Origin of the sequence: Komagataeibacter saccharivorans, from assembly GCF_003207825.1 — a bacterium.
Lineage (GTDB): Bacteria > Pseudomonadota > Alphaproteobacteria > Acetobacterales > Acetobacteraceae > Komagataeibacter > Komagataeibacter saccharivorans.
Genome location: NZ_NKTY01000001.1, coordinates 158453 through 174595, shown reverse-complemented (window position 1 = coordinate 174595; position 16143 = coordinate 158453). Strand labels below are relative to the sequence as shown.

The 16143-nt window shown below is 64.0% G+C and carries 12 protein-coding genes; 6 read left to right on the top strand and 6 right to left on the bottom strand.

Annotation, left to right across the window (positions count from 1 at the left end; all coding sequences use genetic code 11):
• Positions 1–48: 48 nt before the first annotated feature.
• Together CFR79_RS00830 and gpmI are read right to left on the bottom strand one after the other, a co-directional pair.
• The gene (locus CFR79_RS00830) at positions 49–1362 is read right to left on the bottom strand and encodes a murein hydrolase activator EnvC family protein (protein ID WP_110546515.1); all 1314 of its coding nucleotides are present in this window, start codon (positions 1360–1362) and stop codon (positions 49–51) included.
• A 53-nt stretch (positions 1363–1415) separates the two neighbouring features.
• Positions 1416–2969, bottom strand: a complete 1554-nt coding sequence (gene gpmI / locus CFR79_RS00825; protein WP_110546513.1) for a 2,3-bisphosphoglycerate-independent phosphoglycerate mutase — start codon at positions 2967–2969, stop codon at positions 1416–1418.
• A 90-nt stretch (positions 2970–3059) separates the two neighbouring features.
• On the opposite strand from gpmI, the gene msrB reads away from it, so the two are divergent.
• Positions 3060–3461, top strand: a complete 402-nt coding sequence (gene msrB, locus CFR79_RS00820) for a peptide-methionine (R)-S-oxide reductase MsrB (RefSeq protein ID WP_102323208.1) — start codon at positions 3060–3062, stop codon at positions 3459–3461.
• Positions 3462–3493: 32 nt separating this feature from the next.
• Positions 3494–4147: a uracil phosphoribosyltransferase gene (gene upp / locus CFR79_RS00815; RefSeq protein WP_102323209.1), complete on the top strand. Its 654-nt coding sequence runs from the start codon at positions 3494–3496 to the stop codon at positions 4145–4147.
• 178 nt (positions 4148–4325) lie between these two features.
• Here upp and CFR79_RS00810 read toward each other — a convergent pair whose 3' ends face one another.
• The 4 genes from CFR79_RS00810 to carA form a co-directional block, all read right to left on the bottom strand.
• Positions 4326–5522: a threonine ammonia-lyase gene (locus tag CFR79_RS00810; RefSeq protein WP_102323210.1), complete on the bottom strand. Its 1197-nt coding sequence runs from the start codon at positions 5520–5522 to the stop codon at positions 4326–4328.
• A gap of 10 nt (positions 5523–5532) precedes the next feature.
• Positions 5533–6006, bottom strand: coding sequence for a transcription elongation factor GreA (greA, locus tag CFR79_RS00805; RefSeq protein ID WP_102323211.1), 474 nt, complete (start codon positions 6004–6006; stop codon positions 5533–5535).
• Positions 6007–6146: 140 nt separating this feature from the next.
• Positions 6147–9401, bottom strand: coding sequence for a carbamoyl-phosphate synthase large subunit (gene carB, locus CFR79_RS00800; protein ID WP_110546510.1), 3255 nt, complete (start codon positions 9399–9401; stop codon positions 6147–6149).
• A 13-nt stretch (positions 9402–9414) separates the two neighbouring features.
• Positions 9415–10812 carry a glutamine-hydrolyzing carbamoyl-phosphate synthase small subunit gene (gene carA, locus CFR79_RS00795; protein WP_102323213.1) on the bottom strand — a complete coding sequence of 466 codons (1398 nt, stop codon included), beginning with the start codon at positions 10810–10812 and terminating at the stop codon, positions 9415–9417.
• Positions 10813–10965: 153 nt separating this feature from the next.
• On the opposite strand from carA, the gene CFR79_RS00790 reads away from it, so the two are divergent.
• From CFR79_RS00790 to CFR79_RS00775, 4 genes are all read left to right on the top strand, one after another.
• Positions 10966–11424: a GatB/YqeY domain-containing protein gene (locus CFR79_RS00790; RefSeq protein ID WP_110546508.1), complete on the top strand. Its 459-nt coding sequence runs from the start codon at positions 10966–10968 to the stop codon at positions 11422–11424.
• A 22-nt stretch (positions 11425–11446) separates the two neighbouring features.
• Positions 11447–13246: a DNA primase gene (gene dnaG / locus CFR79_RS00785; RefSeq protein WP_110546504.1), complete on the top strand. Its 1800-nt coding sequence runs from the start codon at positions 11447–11449 to the stop codon at positions 13244–13246.
• A gap of 217 nt (positions 13247–13463) precedes the next feature.
• The gene (gene rpoD, locus CFR79_RS00780) at positions 13464–15452 is read left to right on the top strand and encodes an RNA polymerase sigma factor RpoD (RefSeq protein ID WP_110546502.1); all 1989 of its coding nucleotides are present in this window, start codon (positions 13464–13466) and stop codon (positions 15450–15452) included.
• Positions 15442–16044, top strand: coding sequence for a GNAT family N-acetyltransferase (locus CFR79_RS00775; RefSeq protein WP_102323217.1), 603 nt, complete (start codon positions 15442–15444; stop codon positions 16042–16044). Before rpoD ends, CFR79_RS00775 begins: the two co-directional genes overlap by 11 nt.
• Positions 16045–16143 lie beyond the last annotated feature (99 nt).

Here is a 16143-nt window from a genome sequence, read left to right as displayed (position 1 = left end):
GGCAGCATATACCGAACTTGCATGCGGGCAAAACCGTCTCGCACCATATCACAGATATGGGGCCGGATTGACGGTATTACCCCCCTGGCGCAACTGCACGAACAGGGTGGGCCTGCTGCCGCCCCCATTCCATTGCGGCATCTGCCCCACCGCGGCCCCATGGCTGACCTGCTGGCCCGCCGTGACCGCGATATCGCCCAGTCCCGCCAGTACGAAGCGGTAGTGTTTCCCGCAATCAAGGATCATCATCTGTCCGTATGTGCGGAACGGGCCGGCAAAATCAATACGTCCGGTGCATGGTGCGCGCACGGTCGCGCGCGACGGGGGGGCGTAGGTCACGCCTGTCGCCGGTCCGGTTTCGGTCGACTGGCCCCATGCGGTCAGCACCGTGCCCGCCACGGGCGCGCCCGCGCTACTGCTGGTAGCGGGGGTGATGCCGGGTCCGGCGCCTGCCGCCATTTCATGCGCCTGCCTGCGGGCGGCGGTGGCTTCCTGCATGTTATGGGCGCGCTCGGCAGCGCGGGCGGCCTGTTCAAGGTTCTTTTCTGCCTGCTGTTCGGTTTCCTCGATGCGGGCAATCGCATCCTGCACGCTTGATGCCCGGCGGGCTGCTTCCTCCACCGCCTGCGTGGCGCTTGCGGCAGCGGCGTTGGAGCGCTGCTGGGCCTCAAGTGCCGCCCGCGCCGCGCGATTGACCGTATCGCGCTGGCTTTCGCGCGCGCTGACCACAAGGCGCATCTGCTGCTGCTGCTGGGCCAGTTCGCTGTCAAGCTGGAGCAGGCGGGTGCGGCGGTCGTGAATGGCGCGGGTCTGGCGGGCGATGTCGGCCATCATGCCATGGACCACAAGCAGCCCGGTTACGGCCCGGTCGGCGGGCAGGGGCACGGCCAGCAGCGTATCCGCCGGGTAAAGGGACAGCCGTTCAGCCAGCGGCAGCAGGGGGGACAGGCGCGCGACTTCCCGGTCAAGCTGCTGGCGCAGCGTCGCCTGTTCGGTGTGCAGGTCGGCAATGCGGCTGTCCAGATCGGCTGCCTGCTGTTCCGTATGTTGCAGGCGGGCGCTTGCATCCACCATAGCGGCGGACAGGCTGGCCGCTTTTTCCGCGTCCATACGGGCCTGTTCGCGGGCGGCCTGCTGCACCTTGCGGCGTTCTTCCAGATCATGCGCCTGCTGCTGTTCGCGGGCGAGCAGGTTTTCATGCGCGGTGCGGGCGGCATCCAGTTGCTGGCGGATTCTGCGCGCATTGGCGTCATTCGTGGCCACGCCAGCCACCAGATGGTGGGTGTGGCTGGCTCCTGTCGCAGTAGTGGCATGGGGCGCGGGCGCGCACCATGCGTATGTTATTGTGCCCCATAAAAGCATAAGCCCGCCGGCCAGATGGCCGGGCCAGCGGGATAGCGGGTTCTGGCGTGATGTCAGGATGGCGTGGACCCGTCGATCAGGGAATGGCCGGTCATGGCGGCGGGTTGGGGCAGGCCCATGAGCTGCAGCAGCGTGGGCGCGATATCGGCCAGACGGCCATCATGCAGGCTGACCCCGTCCGCACCCGTCAGCACCACCGGCACCACATTGAGGGTATGGGCAGTGTGCGGGCCATTGGTCTGCGGGTCAAACATGGTTTCCGCATTGCCATGATCCGCCGTGACCAGCAGCGCGCCACCCGCGCGGTGAATGGCGTCCACGATCCGGCCCAGCCCCTGATCCACGGCTTCGACCGCCTTGATGGCAGCGGACAGCACGCCGGTATGGCCGACCATGTCCGCATTGGCGAAGTTGAGCACGATCAGGTCGTATTTGCCGCTGTCGATGGCTTCCACCGCGCGGTCGGTCAGTTCGGGCGCCGACATTTCCGGCTGAAGGTCATAGGTCGCGACCTTGGGCGACGGGACCATGATCCGGTCTTCCCCCGGCAGTTCCCCTTCGCGCCCACCGTTGAGGAAGTAGGTGACGTGGGGATATTTTTCGGTTTCCGCCATGCGGATCTGCCTGCGTCCGGCGGCCGAGACCACATCCCCCAGCAGGTCATGCAGTTCCTGCGGCGGGAACAGCACGGTAATCAGTTCAGCCAGCCGGTCGCTATAGCGCGTCATGCCGGTAACGGCGGCGAGGTTGACCAGACGGCTTCGTTTGAAGCCATCGAAATTCGGCTCCAGCAGCGCATCAAGCAACTGGCGGATACGGTCGGCGCGGAAATTGAAGCTCAGCACGCCGTCCCCGTCGCGCATGCCGCCATATTCCCCGATTACCGTGGGCAGCACGAACTCATCCGTCGTGCCCGCGGCATAGGCCCGGTCCAGCACTTCCAGCGCGTCGCCCGCCCGCTCGCCCTGACCGGCGACGATGGCGTTGTAGGTTTTTTCCACCCGGTCCCACCGCCGGTCGCGATCCATGGCGTAATAGCGGCCCGAGACCGTGCCAACCCGCACACCCGCCGGAAGCTGGGACAGAAGCTGGCTGACATAACCATGCCCCGATTGCGGCGCGGTATCCCGTCCATCGGTGAAGATGTGGAAGGTGACAGGCACGCCTGCCGCGCGCACGATGCGGGCAAGGGCCACGGCATGGTCCTGATGGGCATGCACCCCGCCGGGGGAGACGAGGCCAAGCAGGTGACACGTGCCCCCGCTGGCTTTCAGCGCGGCGATGAAATCCTGCATGACTGCGCCCTGTGCGACCGATCCGTCCGCCAGTCCGGTGGAGATGCGCGGCAGTTCCTGCATCACGACGCGCCCGGCACCGATATTGAGGTGCCCGACCTCCGAATTGCCCATCTGCCCTTGCGGCAGGCCGACATCCTCCCCACAGGTCTTGAGGAAGGCGCGTGGTCCCGCCTGCCACAGCCGGTCGAAGGCCGGGGTATGCGCGGCACTTACCGCGTTGTTCGACGGGTCCTCGCGCCAGCCAAAGCCGTCCAGAACGGCAAGCATGACCGGACGCGGCACCCTGTTTGCTGCTTCATGGTCGCTCATGGGGTATTATCTCCCTGTTTTATTTTATGTGGCATCATGCCCTAAAAGCAGTCAGCGTGAAATGCCCGTCTGCTGGAGGAAAAAACAGCCATGTCCGATACTCCGAACACAAATGCGCAGCAGTGTGGCTGCCTGTCACCCGAACAGTTGCGCATCCTGCGTGAACACGGCACCGAACGCCCCGGTTCAAGCCCGCTCAACAATGAAAAGCGGGCCGGGGAATATCGTTGCGCGGGCTGCGGGACACCGCTGTTCCGTTCGGGCACGAAGTATGAGAGCGGCAGCGGATGGCCTTCCTTTTTCGATGCCATTCCCGGCGCGGTCGGCACCACGACCGACACCAGCCATGGCATGACCAGGACGGAGGTCCACTGCGCGCACTGCCATGGCCATCTGGGCCATGTATTCCCTGATGGGCCACCGCCGACCGGCCTGCGCTATTGCATGAATGGGCTGGCCCTGACATTCGTGCCGCGTGATGGCGCAAGCTGATAGCGCAAACCAACGATCCTGAAGGAGTGAATATGACCGAGCCTGCCGCCCCGCATGATGAAGATGTGATTGTCGTCAACCACCCGCTGGTCCAGCACAAGCTGACCCTCATGCGTGAGCGCGATACGTCAACCGGTGCCTTTCGCCATCTGGCGCGCGAACTCAGCCTGCTGATCGGCTACGAAGCCATGCGTGACCTGCCGCTTGAAGCGGTGGAAATCGAAACCCCGCTTGAAACCATGCAGGCCAGGCGCCTTGCGGGCAAGAAACTGTGCCTGATTTCCATCCTGCGCGCGGGCAATGGCATTCTGGACGGGCTGCTTGATCTGGTCCCTTCCGCACGGATCGGTCATGTCGGTCTGTACCGTGACCCTGAAACGCTGGAGCCGGTCGAATATTACCTGAAGCTGCCCGATGATGTCGGCAACCGCATCTGTCTGGTGGTGGACCCCATGCTGGCCACCGGCCACAGCGCCGTTGCCGCCATCGACCGGCTGAAGCAGGCGGGTTGCACGCGTATGGTTTTCGTATGCCTGCTTGCCTCGTCCGAAGGGATCGCCTGCCTGCGCAAGGCCCATCCCGATGTGCGGATCGTCACCTGTGCGATCGACCGGGGGCTGGACGAACATGGCTATATCCGCCCCGGTCTGGGCGATGCGGGTGACCGCCTGTTCGGTACGAAATGAACGCGCAGCACGCATGAAAGCATCCCGGGGCCGCCGGGATGTCCCCGAAGGGAATCCTTGACCAGATGCGTGGTTATGGGCGCTCAGGCGGAATAGGATAAAAAAACCCGCGAAGCGGCGCAGGCCACCTCGCGGGTTTTTTCTGTGTGGTCCGTGTTGCTGCCTAAGCCGCCGGGGGTCAGGCGCGGCGCACGATATAGGTCTTGGCCAGTTCCGCTTCCAGCATGCGGGCATGTTCGGGGTCGCGGGCCTCGATCATGACTTCCAGTTCCGCCGCCTGCACGCTGGGGGTGGTGAACAGGCGCTGGTGCGAGACTTCGATGATGTTGCCACCGGCATCGCCGATCTTGCGCGAAATATCGGCCAGCACGCCGGGACGGTCCGGTATTTCCATTTTCAGGCACAGAAGCCGCCCATCGCGCAGCAGCGAACGCAGCAGCGTATTGGCCAGAATGCGGCTGTCGATATTGCCGCCCGTGATGGGTAGCGCCACACGCCTGTCACGGAACAGTTCGGGATAGGTCAGAACGGCGGCAAGGGCTGTGGCCCCGGCCCCTTCACTGACCTGCTTTGCCCCTTCGGCCAGCATGGTGATCGCGGTTTCGATGGCACTTTCGGGCACGACCAGCACGTTGGAGACGTGTTCGCGGATCACTTCCAGCGGCTGGCGACCGATCTGGAGCACGGCAATGCCCTCGGCAATGGTGGCGCCACCCGAAGGCATGACCTCATCGCCCGGAAAACCGGCGAGGGAGGAGAAATTTTCCACCTGCACCCCGATGATGTCCATCTCCGGGCGCATGGCGCGCGCGGCAACGGCGCAGCCCGATAGCAGGCCGCCACCGCCGATGGGGCAGACGAAGGTGTCCAGCGGCCCGGCGTCCTCAAGCAGTTCCAGCGCGAACGTGCCCTGACCGGCCATGACTTCGGGATCGTCATAGGGATGGACGAAAACGCGGCCTTCACGCTGGCACAGGGCGTTGGCGTGTGCCGTGGCTTCGGCAAAGTTGTCGCCTTCCAGAATGACGCGCGCGCCCCATGCGGCAGTGCGCGTCACCTTGGCGACAGGGGTGAAGCGCGGCATGACAATCACCGCATCAATGCCCAGCATCGCGGCATGGCGGGCCACGCCCTGCGCATGATTGCCAGCGGATACGGTAATGACGCCGCGCTCGCGTTCGCGTTCGGTCAGCAGGGCCAGCTTGTTGGCGGCCCCGCGTTCCTTGAACGAGCCGACCGCCTGCAGGTTGTCGAGCTTGAGGACGATATCCGCACCCGTAACCCGTGAGAGTGTCTGGCACGGGACGGTGGGCGTGTGCAGCACGCGCCCCTTGATCCGCTGTGCGGCGGCGCGGATATCTTCAAAGGTGATCAAGGTTTTGCGCCTAGCCGTAGATGACTTCCAGGATTTCATAGGTCCGGTCGCCGCCGGGGGCGGGAACGGACACGCTGTCACCAACGCTCTTGCCGATCAGCGATTTGGCCAGCGGCGAGGAAATGGACAGCAGTCCCTGCTTGATGTCGGCTTCGTACACGCCCACGATCTGGTAGGAAACTTCCTTGTCCGTTTCCTCATCCACCAGCTTGACGCGCGCGCCGAACTTGACCTGATCGCCCGACAGGCTGGCCGGGTCGATCACTTCGGCGGAGGAGACGATTTCCTCAAGTTCCTGAATGCGGCCTTCGGTAAAGGACTGGCGTTCACGCGCAGCGTGGTATTCCGCGTTTTCCGACAGGTCGCCGTGGCTGCGTGCCTCGGCAATCGCGCGTATGATCGCGGGGCGTTCTTCACTCTTGAGCTTGCGCAGTTCGTCTTCAAGCCGTTGCAGGCCGGGGCCTGTCATCGGAAATTTCTGCAAGATTTGTCCCCGAGGTGAAGGTCAGTTTCCGCAACTGACTGTTGGTTGCCGTAACCGGGCATATCGCACGCAAGGCCACGCGGACACCCCGCCGGACCACTGATGGTGACCGGCAGGACGTCCGCGTTGGTGCGATACGCTCAGAATGATCCTTTAAAATAGGATTGAAGGGGCGCGACTTCAAGAACCCCCTCACGCATCGCAGAAATCGCATGCGTTGCCGCCCGTGCGCCCGCGATGGTGGTGTAGTGGGGAACGCCATGCGTCAGCGCGGAACGGCGGATATCGAAACTGTCGGTCACGGCCTGCGCGCCCTGCGCCGTGTTGATGACCATCTGGATATCACCCGAACGGATGGCGTCCACACAGTTCGGGCGGCCCTCAAGCACCTTGTTCACCACATCCACGCTTACGCCCGCTTCACGCAGGCACTTTGCCGTGCCGCGTGTCGCCACGATGCGGAAGCCCATGTCCGACAGCAGGCGGCCGATGGATTTCACCGCAGCCTTGTCACTGTCGCGCACCGACAGGAACACCGCACCCGACAGGGGCAGCTTCACGCCAGCGGCAAGCTGTGACTTGGCGAATGCGCGCTCGAACGATGCGTCGAGGCCCATCACTTCACCCGTGGAGCGCATTTCCGGGCCAAGGATCGTATCCACGTCCGGGAAGCGGTTGAAGGGGAACACCGCTTCCTTCACCGCCACATGCGGGGCGACGGCACGGTCATCAAGGCGGAATTCACCCAGCTTCGCACCCGCCATGACACGCGCGCCGATCTTGGCGACCGGAACCCCGGTGGCCTTGGCCACGAACGGCACGGTGCGCGAGGCGCGCGGGTTGACTTCCAGCACGAAGATTTCCTGTCCCTTGATCGCGTACTGAACGTTCATGAGGCCAACAATGCCAAGCTCGCGGGCCATGGCTTCGGTCTGGCTTTTCAGTTCGGTCACGATGGCGGGTGACAGGGTATAGGGCGGGAGCGAACATGCGCTGTCACCGGAATGGATGCCGGCTTCCTCGATATGTTCCATGACGCCCGCGACGTAGACCTCGTTGCCATCGGCGATGCAGTCCACATCCGCCTCGATCGCATCGTTCAGGTAATGGTCGATCAGCACGGGGCCGTTGGCCACTTCCGCACCGGCAAGCTGTAGCGCCACGCGCATGTAACGCTGCAGGCTCGCGCGGTCATGCACGATTTCCATCGCGCGCCCACCCAGAACGTAGGACGGGCGGACCACCACGGGGTAGCCGATCTTCTCGGCCACCGCTTCGGCTTCCGTCGGGCTGCGCGCGATGCCGTTGGCAGGCTGGCGCAGGCCCAGCCTGTGCAGCATGGCCTGGAAGCGTTCACGGTCTTCTGCACGGTCGATCGCGTCCGCGGGCGTGCCCAGCAGCGGGATGCCTGCGGCTTCCAGCGCGCGCGACAGCTTGAGCGGCGTCTGGCCGCCATACTGCACGATGCAGCCCAGAACGGTACCGTTTTCCTGTTCGCGCCGGATCAGGGCGATGACGTCTTCCGCCGTCAGCGGCTCGAAATACAGCCGGTCGGAGGTATCGTAATCGGTCGAGACGGTTTCCGGGTTGCAGTTGACCATGATGGTCTCGAAACCGGCTTCGCGCAGGGCGTAGGCGGCATGGACGCAGCAGTAGTCGAATTCGATCCCCTGTCCGATCCGGTTCGGGCCGCCACCAAGGATGACGATCTTCTTGCGGTCCGTGGGGCGGCTTTCACATTCCGGCACGCCGTATCCACCTTCGTAGGAGGAATACATATACGGCGTGGGCGATGCGAACTCACCCGCGCAGGTGTCGATGCGCTTGTAGACCGGGGTCACGCCACGGCTTTCGCGCAGCTTCGCCACTTCCGTTTCCTGCGTGCCGGACAGGCGGGCAAGCTGGATGTCGGAGAAGCCCATCGCCTTGAGCGCGCGCAGGCTGTCCGCATCTTCGGGCAGGCCGTCGCGCACCACTCGGTGCTCGGCTTCGACGATTTTCGCGATTTCGCGCAGGAACCACGGCTCGAAGCGGCAGGCGTCGTGAATGTCCTCGACACTCAGCCCTGCGCGCAGCGCCTGCGCCGTCATCAGGATACGCTCCGGCCGGGGCTGTGACAGCGCGGCACGGAATGCATCGGCACCGCCATCGCCCGGCACTTCGACCGGGTCCAGACCCGCCAGCCCGATTTCCATCGAACGCAGGCCCTTCTGCAGGGCCTCGGGGAAGGAGCGGCCAATGGCCATCGCCTCGCCAACCGACTTCATGCTGGTGGACAGCAGGGCAGGGGTGCCGGGGAACTTCTCGAACGTGAAGCGGGGGATCTTGACCACGACGTAGTCAATCGTCGGCTCGAACGATGCGGGCGTGCTGCCGGTGATGTCGTTGGTCAGTTCATCCAGCGTGTAGCCGACCGCAAGCTTGGCCGCGACCTTGGCGATGGGGAAGCCCGTCGCCTTGGATGCAAGGGCGGACGAACGCGACACGCGCGGATTCATCTCGATCACCACCACGCGGCCATCGACGGGATTGATGCCGAACTGCACGTTCGACCCGCCGGTTTCCACGCCGATCTTGCGCAGGCAGGCAAGCGACGCATCGCGCAGGCGCTGGTATTCCTTGTCCGTCAGCGTCAGGGCAGGGGCTACGGTGATGGAGTCGCCGGTATGCACGCCCATCGGGTCGATGTTTTCGATCGAGCAGATGATGATGCAGTTATCCGCCGTGTCGCGTACGACTTCCATCTCGTACTCTTTCCAGCCCAGCACGGATTCCTCGATCAGGACTTCCGTGGTGGGCGAGGCGTCGAGACCGGAGGAGACGATGCGGTCGAACTCCTCCTTGTTGTAGGCGATGCCGCCGCCGGAACCGCCCATGGTGAAGGACGGCCGGATGACGGCGGGCAGGCCCACGCTTTCCAGCGCCGAACGCGCTTCGTCCAGCGTGTGGGCGATCAGGCTGCGCGGGCTTTCGATGCCGATTTCGTCCATCGCCTCGCGGAATTTCTGCCGGTCCTCGGCACGGTCGATCACTTCGGCATTGGCGCCGATCAGTTCGACATTGTGCTTTTTGAGGAAGCCCGACTTGTCCAGCGCCATCGCCGTGTTCAGCGCGGTCTGGCCGCCCATGGTGGGCAGGATGGCGTCGGGTTTTTCACGCAGGATGATGCGTTCGACGAATTCCGGGGTGATCGGTTCGATATAGGTCGCATCCGCCAGCCCCGGATCGGTCATGATCGTGGCGGGATTGGAGTTGACCAGAATGACGCGGTACCCTTCCTCACGCAGCGCCTTGCAGGCCTGTGCGCCGGAATAGTCGAATTCGCACGCCTGACCGATAACGATCGGGCCGGCGCCGATAATCAGGATGGAGCTGATGTCTGTCCGTTTTGGCATGTCGGGTCGGCTTTCACGCGGTCTTGGTTGTGGTGTCGATCAGATCGACAAAACGACGGAACAGGTAATGGCTGTCGGACGGGCCGGGGCTGGCTTCGGGGTGATACTGCACCGAGAAGGCGGGATAGCGGCTGGTGGCGATCCCTTCATTCGATCCGTCGAACAGGCTGACATGGGTGGCCCGCACATCGGCTGGCAGGGATTTTTCATCCACTGCGAAACCGTGGTTCTGGCTGGTGATTTCCACGCGCCCCGTCGCCAGATCCTTGACCGGCTGGTTGGCGCCACGGTGGCCGCGCGCCAGCTTGTATGTGCTGGCCCCAAGGGTCAGGGCCAGAAGCTGGTGGCCAAGGCAGATGCCGAACAGCGGCTTGCCCGCCTCCAGCACGCCCCGGATGGCCGGAACCGCATAGGCCGCCGTCGCCGCCGGGTCACCCGGTCCGTTGGACAGGAAAACCCCATCGGGGTTGAGGGCAAGGATTTCTTCCGCCGTGGCGGTGGCGGGTACGACGGTCACGTCACACCCGGCGGATGCAAGGCAGCGCAGGATGTTGCGCTTGGCGCCATAATCGACCGCCACCACCTTGCGGCGCTTTTCGGGCAGGGGATCGGTGCCGTGGGGCCAGTGCCATACGCCCTCGCTCCAGGCATAGGGGCTGGCGCAGGTGACTTCGCGTGCAAGGTCCATGCCTTCCAGCCCCGGCCACTGGCGGGCGCGGGCCTGCAGGGCTGGCAGGTCGAACTTTCCGTCGGCGGGGTAGGCGACAACCGCCGTCTGCGGTCCACCTTCACGGATGCGGCGGGTGATCGCGCGGGTATCGACACCGCAGATGCCCGGAATGCCGCGTGTCCTGAGCCACGCATCCAGCGACTCGGTCGCGCGCCAGTTGGCCGGGGCGGTCAGGTCCTCCTTCACCACCAGCGCGCGGGCACGCACGACATCGGCTTCATCATCTTCGGCGGTGGCGCCGGTGTTGCCGATATGGGGGAAGGTGAAGGTGATGATCTGCCCTGCGAAGGACGGATCGGTCAGGGTTTCCTGATAGCCGGTCATGCCGGTGGAAAAGCAGATCTCGCCAATGGCGGCATCCGTGCCATGCGCACCGAAACCACGCCCCCACAGGACGGTGCCATCGGCCAGAATCAGGGCTGCTGTCGCGGCTTTGGGCCTGTCGGCCGGTGCGGGCGGGTTTGGCGTGCTCATCGGGGGCTCCGGTCGGTCGGATTCTGTATCGGGTTGCAGGTCGGACAGTGACAGGCCCGTCGCGCGCAGCACGGTTGTCCAGTGCTTGGGCGGTATGGCGCGGGCCTGTCGCCATTTGCGAATGGCCTCGGTGCTGACACCGGTCAGCTTTGCCGCCTGTTCGGCGCCGCCAAGGCGTTCGATAATACTTTCTATCGTCATCGGCATTGGATGATGTCCCTTCCGGGAGTATTGCCTAACAGCGTCCTGCGCGATTGGGAAGAAAATTCCCACATATCGCCGCAACAGGACGGTGGGAAAATTATTCCCGGCGCCAGAGGGGGCATTTCGCCCTTCCGCCGGGCAGAGGAGTTGACAGTCATGTCCCTGCGCGCACGTTTCAAGGATGACCTGAAAACAGCCATGAAGGCAGGCCAGAGCGGAAAGGTCGGCACGATCCGCATGATCACCGCGAAGCTGAAGGATGTCGATATCGCGGGGCGCGCCAAGGGGGATGACGAGGTCAGCGACGACGCCGTGATTTCCATGCTGCGTGGCATGGTCAAGTCGCGGACGGAGTCGGCGGCGCTGTACATCAAGGGTGGCCGCCCCGAACTGGCGGAAAAGGAAGAGGCGGAAATCGCCATCATCCGTGAATACCTGCCCGCCGATCTGGATGACGCCACGATCGAGGCCGCGGTCCGTGAGGCCATCGGCCGCACGGACGCCACCTCCATGAAGGATATGGGCAAGGTCATGGCGGCGCTGAAGGAACAGTTTGGCGCGGCCTTTGACCCGTCGCGCGCAAGTGCTGTCGTGCGCGCGCAGCTTTCGGCCTGATCGGCGGCGAAAGGTAAGCCGGATGGCGCTTGACCCCGCATTCCTTGATGAACTGCGTGCCCGCACGCCCATCGCCCCGGTTATCGGACGACGGACAAAGCTGGTGCGTTCGGGGAAATACTGGAAGGCATGCTGCCCCTTCCATGGGGAAAAGACGCCATCATTCTATATCTATGATGACCATTACCACTGCTTCGGCTGTCAGGCGCATGGTGATGTCATTACCTTTGTCATGCAGAGCGAAGGCCGCTCCTTCCCCGAGGCGGTGGAAGAACTGGCCACGGCGGCGGGCATGGAAATGCCCCGGCCCGACCGCGCCCGGCAGCAGCAGGACGAACGTGCCCGCACGCTGGGCGATGTGCTTGAAGCCGTGCAGCAGTCATGGCAGCGCAGGCTGTACCTGGCCGAAGGGCGGGAAGGGCTGGCCTATCTGCATGACCGCGGGCTGAGCGATGAAACCATCGCCGCTTTCGGACTGGGCTGGTCGGGGGAAGGGCGCGGCGCGCTGGTGGCGGAAATGGCGGCACTGGACATAACGCCCGCCATGCTGCGCGATGCCGGTGTGATGCGGGCTGATGAAAGCGGCACGCCACAGCGTGAACTGTTCTTCAACCGCGTCACCTTTCCCATCCGCGACCGGCGCGGCAGGCTGGTTTCCTTCGGTGGGCGCATTCTGGGCGACGGGCAGCCCAAATACCTCAATGGTCCCGAAACGGCGATTTTTTCCAAGCGGCGGGTGCTGTTCGGCCTGGATCGTGCTCGCGGTGCCGTGCGGGGTACCGGCGCGCAGGCCGACCTGCTGGTGGTTGAGGGCTACATGGATGTCATCGCGCTGCATCAGGCCGGATTCGGCGGTGCGGTCGCCCCGCTGGGCACAGCCCTGACGGCGGAACAGCTTGAGGCGCTGTGGCAGGTCGCCCCGGCGCCGGTGCTGTGTTTCGATGGTGACGCGGCAGGCCAGCGCGCGGCGGTGAAGGCTGCGGAAACGGCGCTGCCCCTGCTGAACGTGGATCGCACGCTGCGCTTCTGCGTCCTGCCTGAAAAGGAAGACCCGGACAGCCTTGTCCGCCGCCACGGCCCCGCCGCGATGGCCGCCCTTGTCGACGGTGCGCGCCCGATGGGACAGGTGCTGTTCGGCCTGCTGAGCGAGGGCGTGCGCAATCCCGGTCCCGAACAGCGCGCGGCGTTGCGGCGCAGGCTGGTGGAAGTCGCGGCACTGATTCCTGACAAGGCGCTGGCATCGGAATACCGCTCCACCCTGCTGGACAGTTTCTTCGAGACCTTCCGCCGCTCCGGGGCGCGTGGCGGGGGCAGGCCGGCACCGGTGGCGACCGCGCCCGTGGCTGCGGTGGATGCCGACCTGCAGCGCCAGTGCATCCTCAGTGCGATCATCCTTGAGCAGCCCGCCATACTGGATGAGGTACAGGACGCCTACTGCCGCCTTGAACTGCCCGCCGATCTGGCCGCGCTGCGCGAGGAACTGCTGGATATGTATGATGCCCGGGGCGAACTGCCATCCCCTGATGAACTGGCCGCCTGCCTTTCGCGCACCGGGCTGGATGAAGTCTGCGCGCGTGTCCACACAACACGCGGGCGGCGTACGCGCGGACAGGATGATGGCGATATTTTTGCATCCGACCCGCGGCGTGAATGGTGGCATTTCTACGCGCTGCTCAACGTCGAACGCTTTGCCGCCGAAGTCCGCGCCGATACCGAACGCATGTGCGCGGGCAATCTGGATGAAGCCGCGTGGCAGAGCCTGCGCACCCGCCTGCTGGCGCTGGACAGCCTGCGTCGCGGTGGGAACGAGGCGGATGAGTAGAATGGAAAATTGCCCGTTTGCATCAAATGCACCGGGCGTGCCCTTGACTTCGGCCATGTTATCGACCACCTGCACCAGACAAATGCAGATGAAAACGGTATAATTGGCCCTGTCCTGTCCTCCGGCATATGCGGTGGGCGGGAAAGGAGCGGCCAACCTCGCGCAGGCAGGGTTGGCGCGCGCGTAAACGGATTTGCTGGGTGGGGATTGATCGGGCATGGCGACAAAGACAGCCACGGGTACGGACACGGCTTCGGGGGATCAGGACAACGATACGACCCTGCTGGACACCCGGTCCGGCGCCGTCAAGAAACTGATCGCCCGCGGCAAGGAACGCGGTTACATCACGTTTGATGAACTGAACGCCGTCCTGCCGCAGGATCAGATGTCCTCCGAACAGATCGAGGACGTGATGGCTGCCCTGTCGGAAATGGGCATGCAGGTTGTCGAGAACGAAGACAACGACAGCGACGAGAGTGAAGCCGCCGCCCCCGCCGAAACCAAGAGCGACGACACCGCCGAGGAAGAGGAAAGCGAAAGCGGGGAAACCGCTGCCGGCAACGTCGATACCGAAAGCCTTGGCCGCACGGACGATCCCGTGCGCATGTACCTGCGTGAAATGGGTTCGGTCGAACTGCTGTCGCGTGAAGGCGAAATCGCGATCGCCAAGCGCATCGAGGCCGGTCGTGACGAGATGATCGGCGGGCTGTGCGAAAGCCCGCTGACCTTCCGCGCCATCATTTCTTGGCATGAACGGCTCAAGGCCGGTGAGATGCTGCTGCGCGACATCGTGGACCTTGAAGCCATGCAGTCCGGCGGCAACGATCCCGCCGAGTCTGCCGAAGGCGAGGATGCCTTTGCCGAAAACGAAGGCAGCGAGAACGACGAGGCCGAGGAAACCGAGGGCGAAGGTGAGGGCGAAGGCGAAGGTGCCGGCCTGTCGCTGTCCGCGCTGGAAGAAAAGCTGAAGCCCGAAATCCTTGAACAGTTCAAGGAAATCGAGGCGCTGTACGAAGCCCTGCACAAGGTGCAGGCCGAACGGCTGGAAAAATTCACGGGTGGTAGCGAAATCTCCGCCGAGGACGAAAGCCGCTACGAACAGCTCCGTATGGAACTGGTGGGCAAGGTGCAGCAGGTCCACCTGCACAATGCGCGGATCGAGGTGCTGGTCGAACACCTCAAGGAAATCTTCCAGCGCCTCAACGGTCTGGAAGGGCGCATGCTGCGTCTGGCTGAAAGCACCCGCGTATCACGCGATGACTTCCTGCTGAAATATCGTGGCCGCGAACTGGACCCCGGCTGGATGGAAATGGCGTCCGCCCTGCCGGGCAAGTCGTGGAAGAACTTCATCGCCAAGCATGGCGAGACGGTGGTCCGCCTGCGTAACCAGGTGGCCGAACTGACACAGGAAACCGGCCTGCCGGTGGGTGAGTTCCGTCGCGTCTACGCCACCGTGTCGCGCGGGGAGCGGGATTCGGCGCGCGCCAAGAAGGAAATGATCGAGGCCAACCTGCGGCTGGTGATCTCGATCGCCAAGAAATACACCAATCGCGGTCTTCAGTTCCTTGACCTGATTCAGGAAGGCAATATCGGCCTGATGAAGGCGGTGGACAAATTCGAATACCGTCGTGGCTACAAGTTCTCCACCTATGCAACATGGTGGATCAGGCAGGCGATCACGCGTTCGATCGCGGATCAGGCGCGGACCATCCGTATCCCGGTCCATATGATCGAGACGATCAACAAGCTGGTCCGTACCTCGCGCCAGATGCTGCATGAGATCGGGCGCGAGCCGGCGCCGGAAGAACTGGCTGAAAAGCTGGGCATGCCGCTGGAAAAGGTGCGCAAGGTCCTCAAGATCGCCAAGGAGCCGATTTCCCTCGAAACCCCGATCGGGGATGAGGAAGACAGCCATCTTGGTGACTTCATCGAGGACAAGACGGCGGTCATCCCGCTTGACGCCGCGATCCAGACCAACCTGCGCGAAGCCACGACGCGGGTGCTGTCCTCGCTCACCCCGCGTGAGGAACGTGTGCTGCGCATGCGTTTCGGCATCGGCATGAACACCGACCATACGCTTGAGGAAGTCGGCCAGCAGTTCAACGTGACCCGCGAACGTATCCGCCAGATCGAGGCGAAGGCGCTGCGCAAGCTCAAGCACCCCAGCCGCAGCCGCAAGCTGCGGTCCTTCCTTGATGATAACTGAGGTTCCATGTCCTGCCGCCCGTGATGAACCGGGCGGCGATGGAACGCGGATCGGTGTGGATGTAACCTTCCTGTGCATGGACAGGCAGCCGCCGGGATCGCCACCAGCCCTGCCGGATGGCTATACGATCCGTCCGGTCACACATCCCACCGTGGGGTGGTACCGCGAAATGTACGACGCGGTGGGTCGCGATTACTGCTGGTGGCTGCGTCGCCTCATGTCAGATGCGCAGCTTGCGAACCTGCTGGCCGATCCGGGTATTGGTGTGCATGTGCTGTATGAGGGCGACAGGGTTGCCGGTTTCTGCGAACTGGACGCCCGCTACAGCCCCGATGTGAACATCGCCTATTTCGGCCTGCTGCCTGCATGGATAGGCCGCGGGGTCGGGCGGATTTTCCTGCACCAGATGATCGCGCGCGCATGGCAGGCGCATCCGGCCGCAGTCCGGGTCAATACGTGTTCGGCCGATCATCCGCGCGCACTGCCCAATTATCTTCGCGCGGGGTTCCTCAAGGTCAGGACCGTGCGCGAAATATGGGACATTCCCGATGCGCTGGGCCTGCCGCTGCCCCGGCGGCTGCGCGTGGCCTGACGGGGCGGGCGCACTTTTCCCTTGTTTATTGACGGGGTTTGTGTTTCAAACCGCTCCTTCCCTGCCGGATGCGTGGCATCGCGTCCGGCTATACCCGTG

Bases quoted from the DNA above. Each gene is read 5' to 3' on its own strand.
- CFR79_RS00830 (WP_110546515.1), bottom strand. From the start codon at position 1,362: ATGCTTTTATGGGGCACAATAACATACGCATGGTGCGCGCCCGCGCCC.
- gpmI (WP_110546513.1), bottom strand. From the start codon at position 2,969: ATGAGCGACCATGAAGCAGCAAACAGGGTGCCGCGTCCGGTCATGCTT.
- msrB (WP_102323208.1), top strand. From the start codon at position 3,060: ATGTCCGATACTCCGAACACAAATGCGCAGCAGTGTGGCTGCCTGTCA.
- upp (WP_102323209.1), top strand. From the start codon at position 3,494: ATGACCGAGCCTGCCGCCCCGCATGATGAAGATGTGATTGTCGTCAAC.
- carB (WP_110546510.1), bottom strand. From the start codon at position 9,401: ATGCCAAAACGGACAGACATCAGCTCCATCCTGATTATCGGCGCCGGC.
- carA (WP_102323213.1), bottom strand. From the start codon at position 10,812: ATGCCGATGACGATAGAAAGTATTATCGAACGCCTTGGCGGCGCCGAA.
- CFR79_RS00790 (WP_110546508.1), top strand. From the start codon at position 10,966: ATGTCCCTGCGCGCACGTTTCAAGGATGACCTGAAAACAGCCATGAAG.
- dnaG (WP_110546504.1), top strand. From the start codon at position 11,447: ATGGCGCTTGACCCCGCATTCCTTGATGAACTGCGTGCCCGCACGCCC.
- rpoD (WP_110546502.1), top strand. From the start codon at position 13,464: ATGGCGACAAAGACAGCCACGGGTACGGACACGGCTTCGGGGGATCAG.
- CFR79_RS00775 (WP_102323217.1), top strand. From the start codon at position 15,442: ATGATAACTGAGGTTCCATGTCCTGCCGCCCGTGATGAACCGGGCGGC.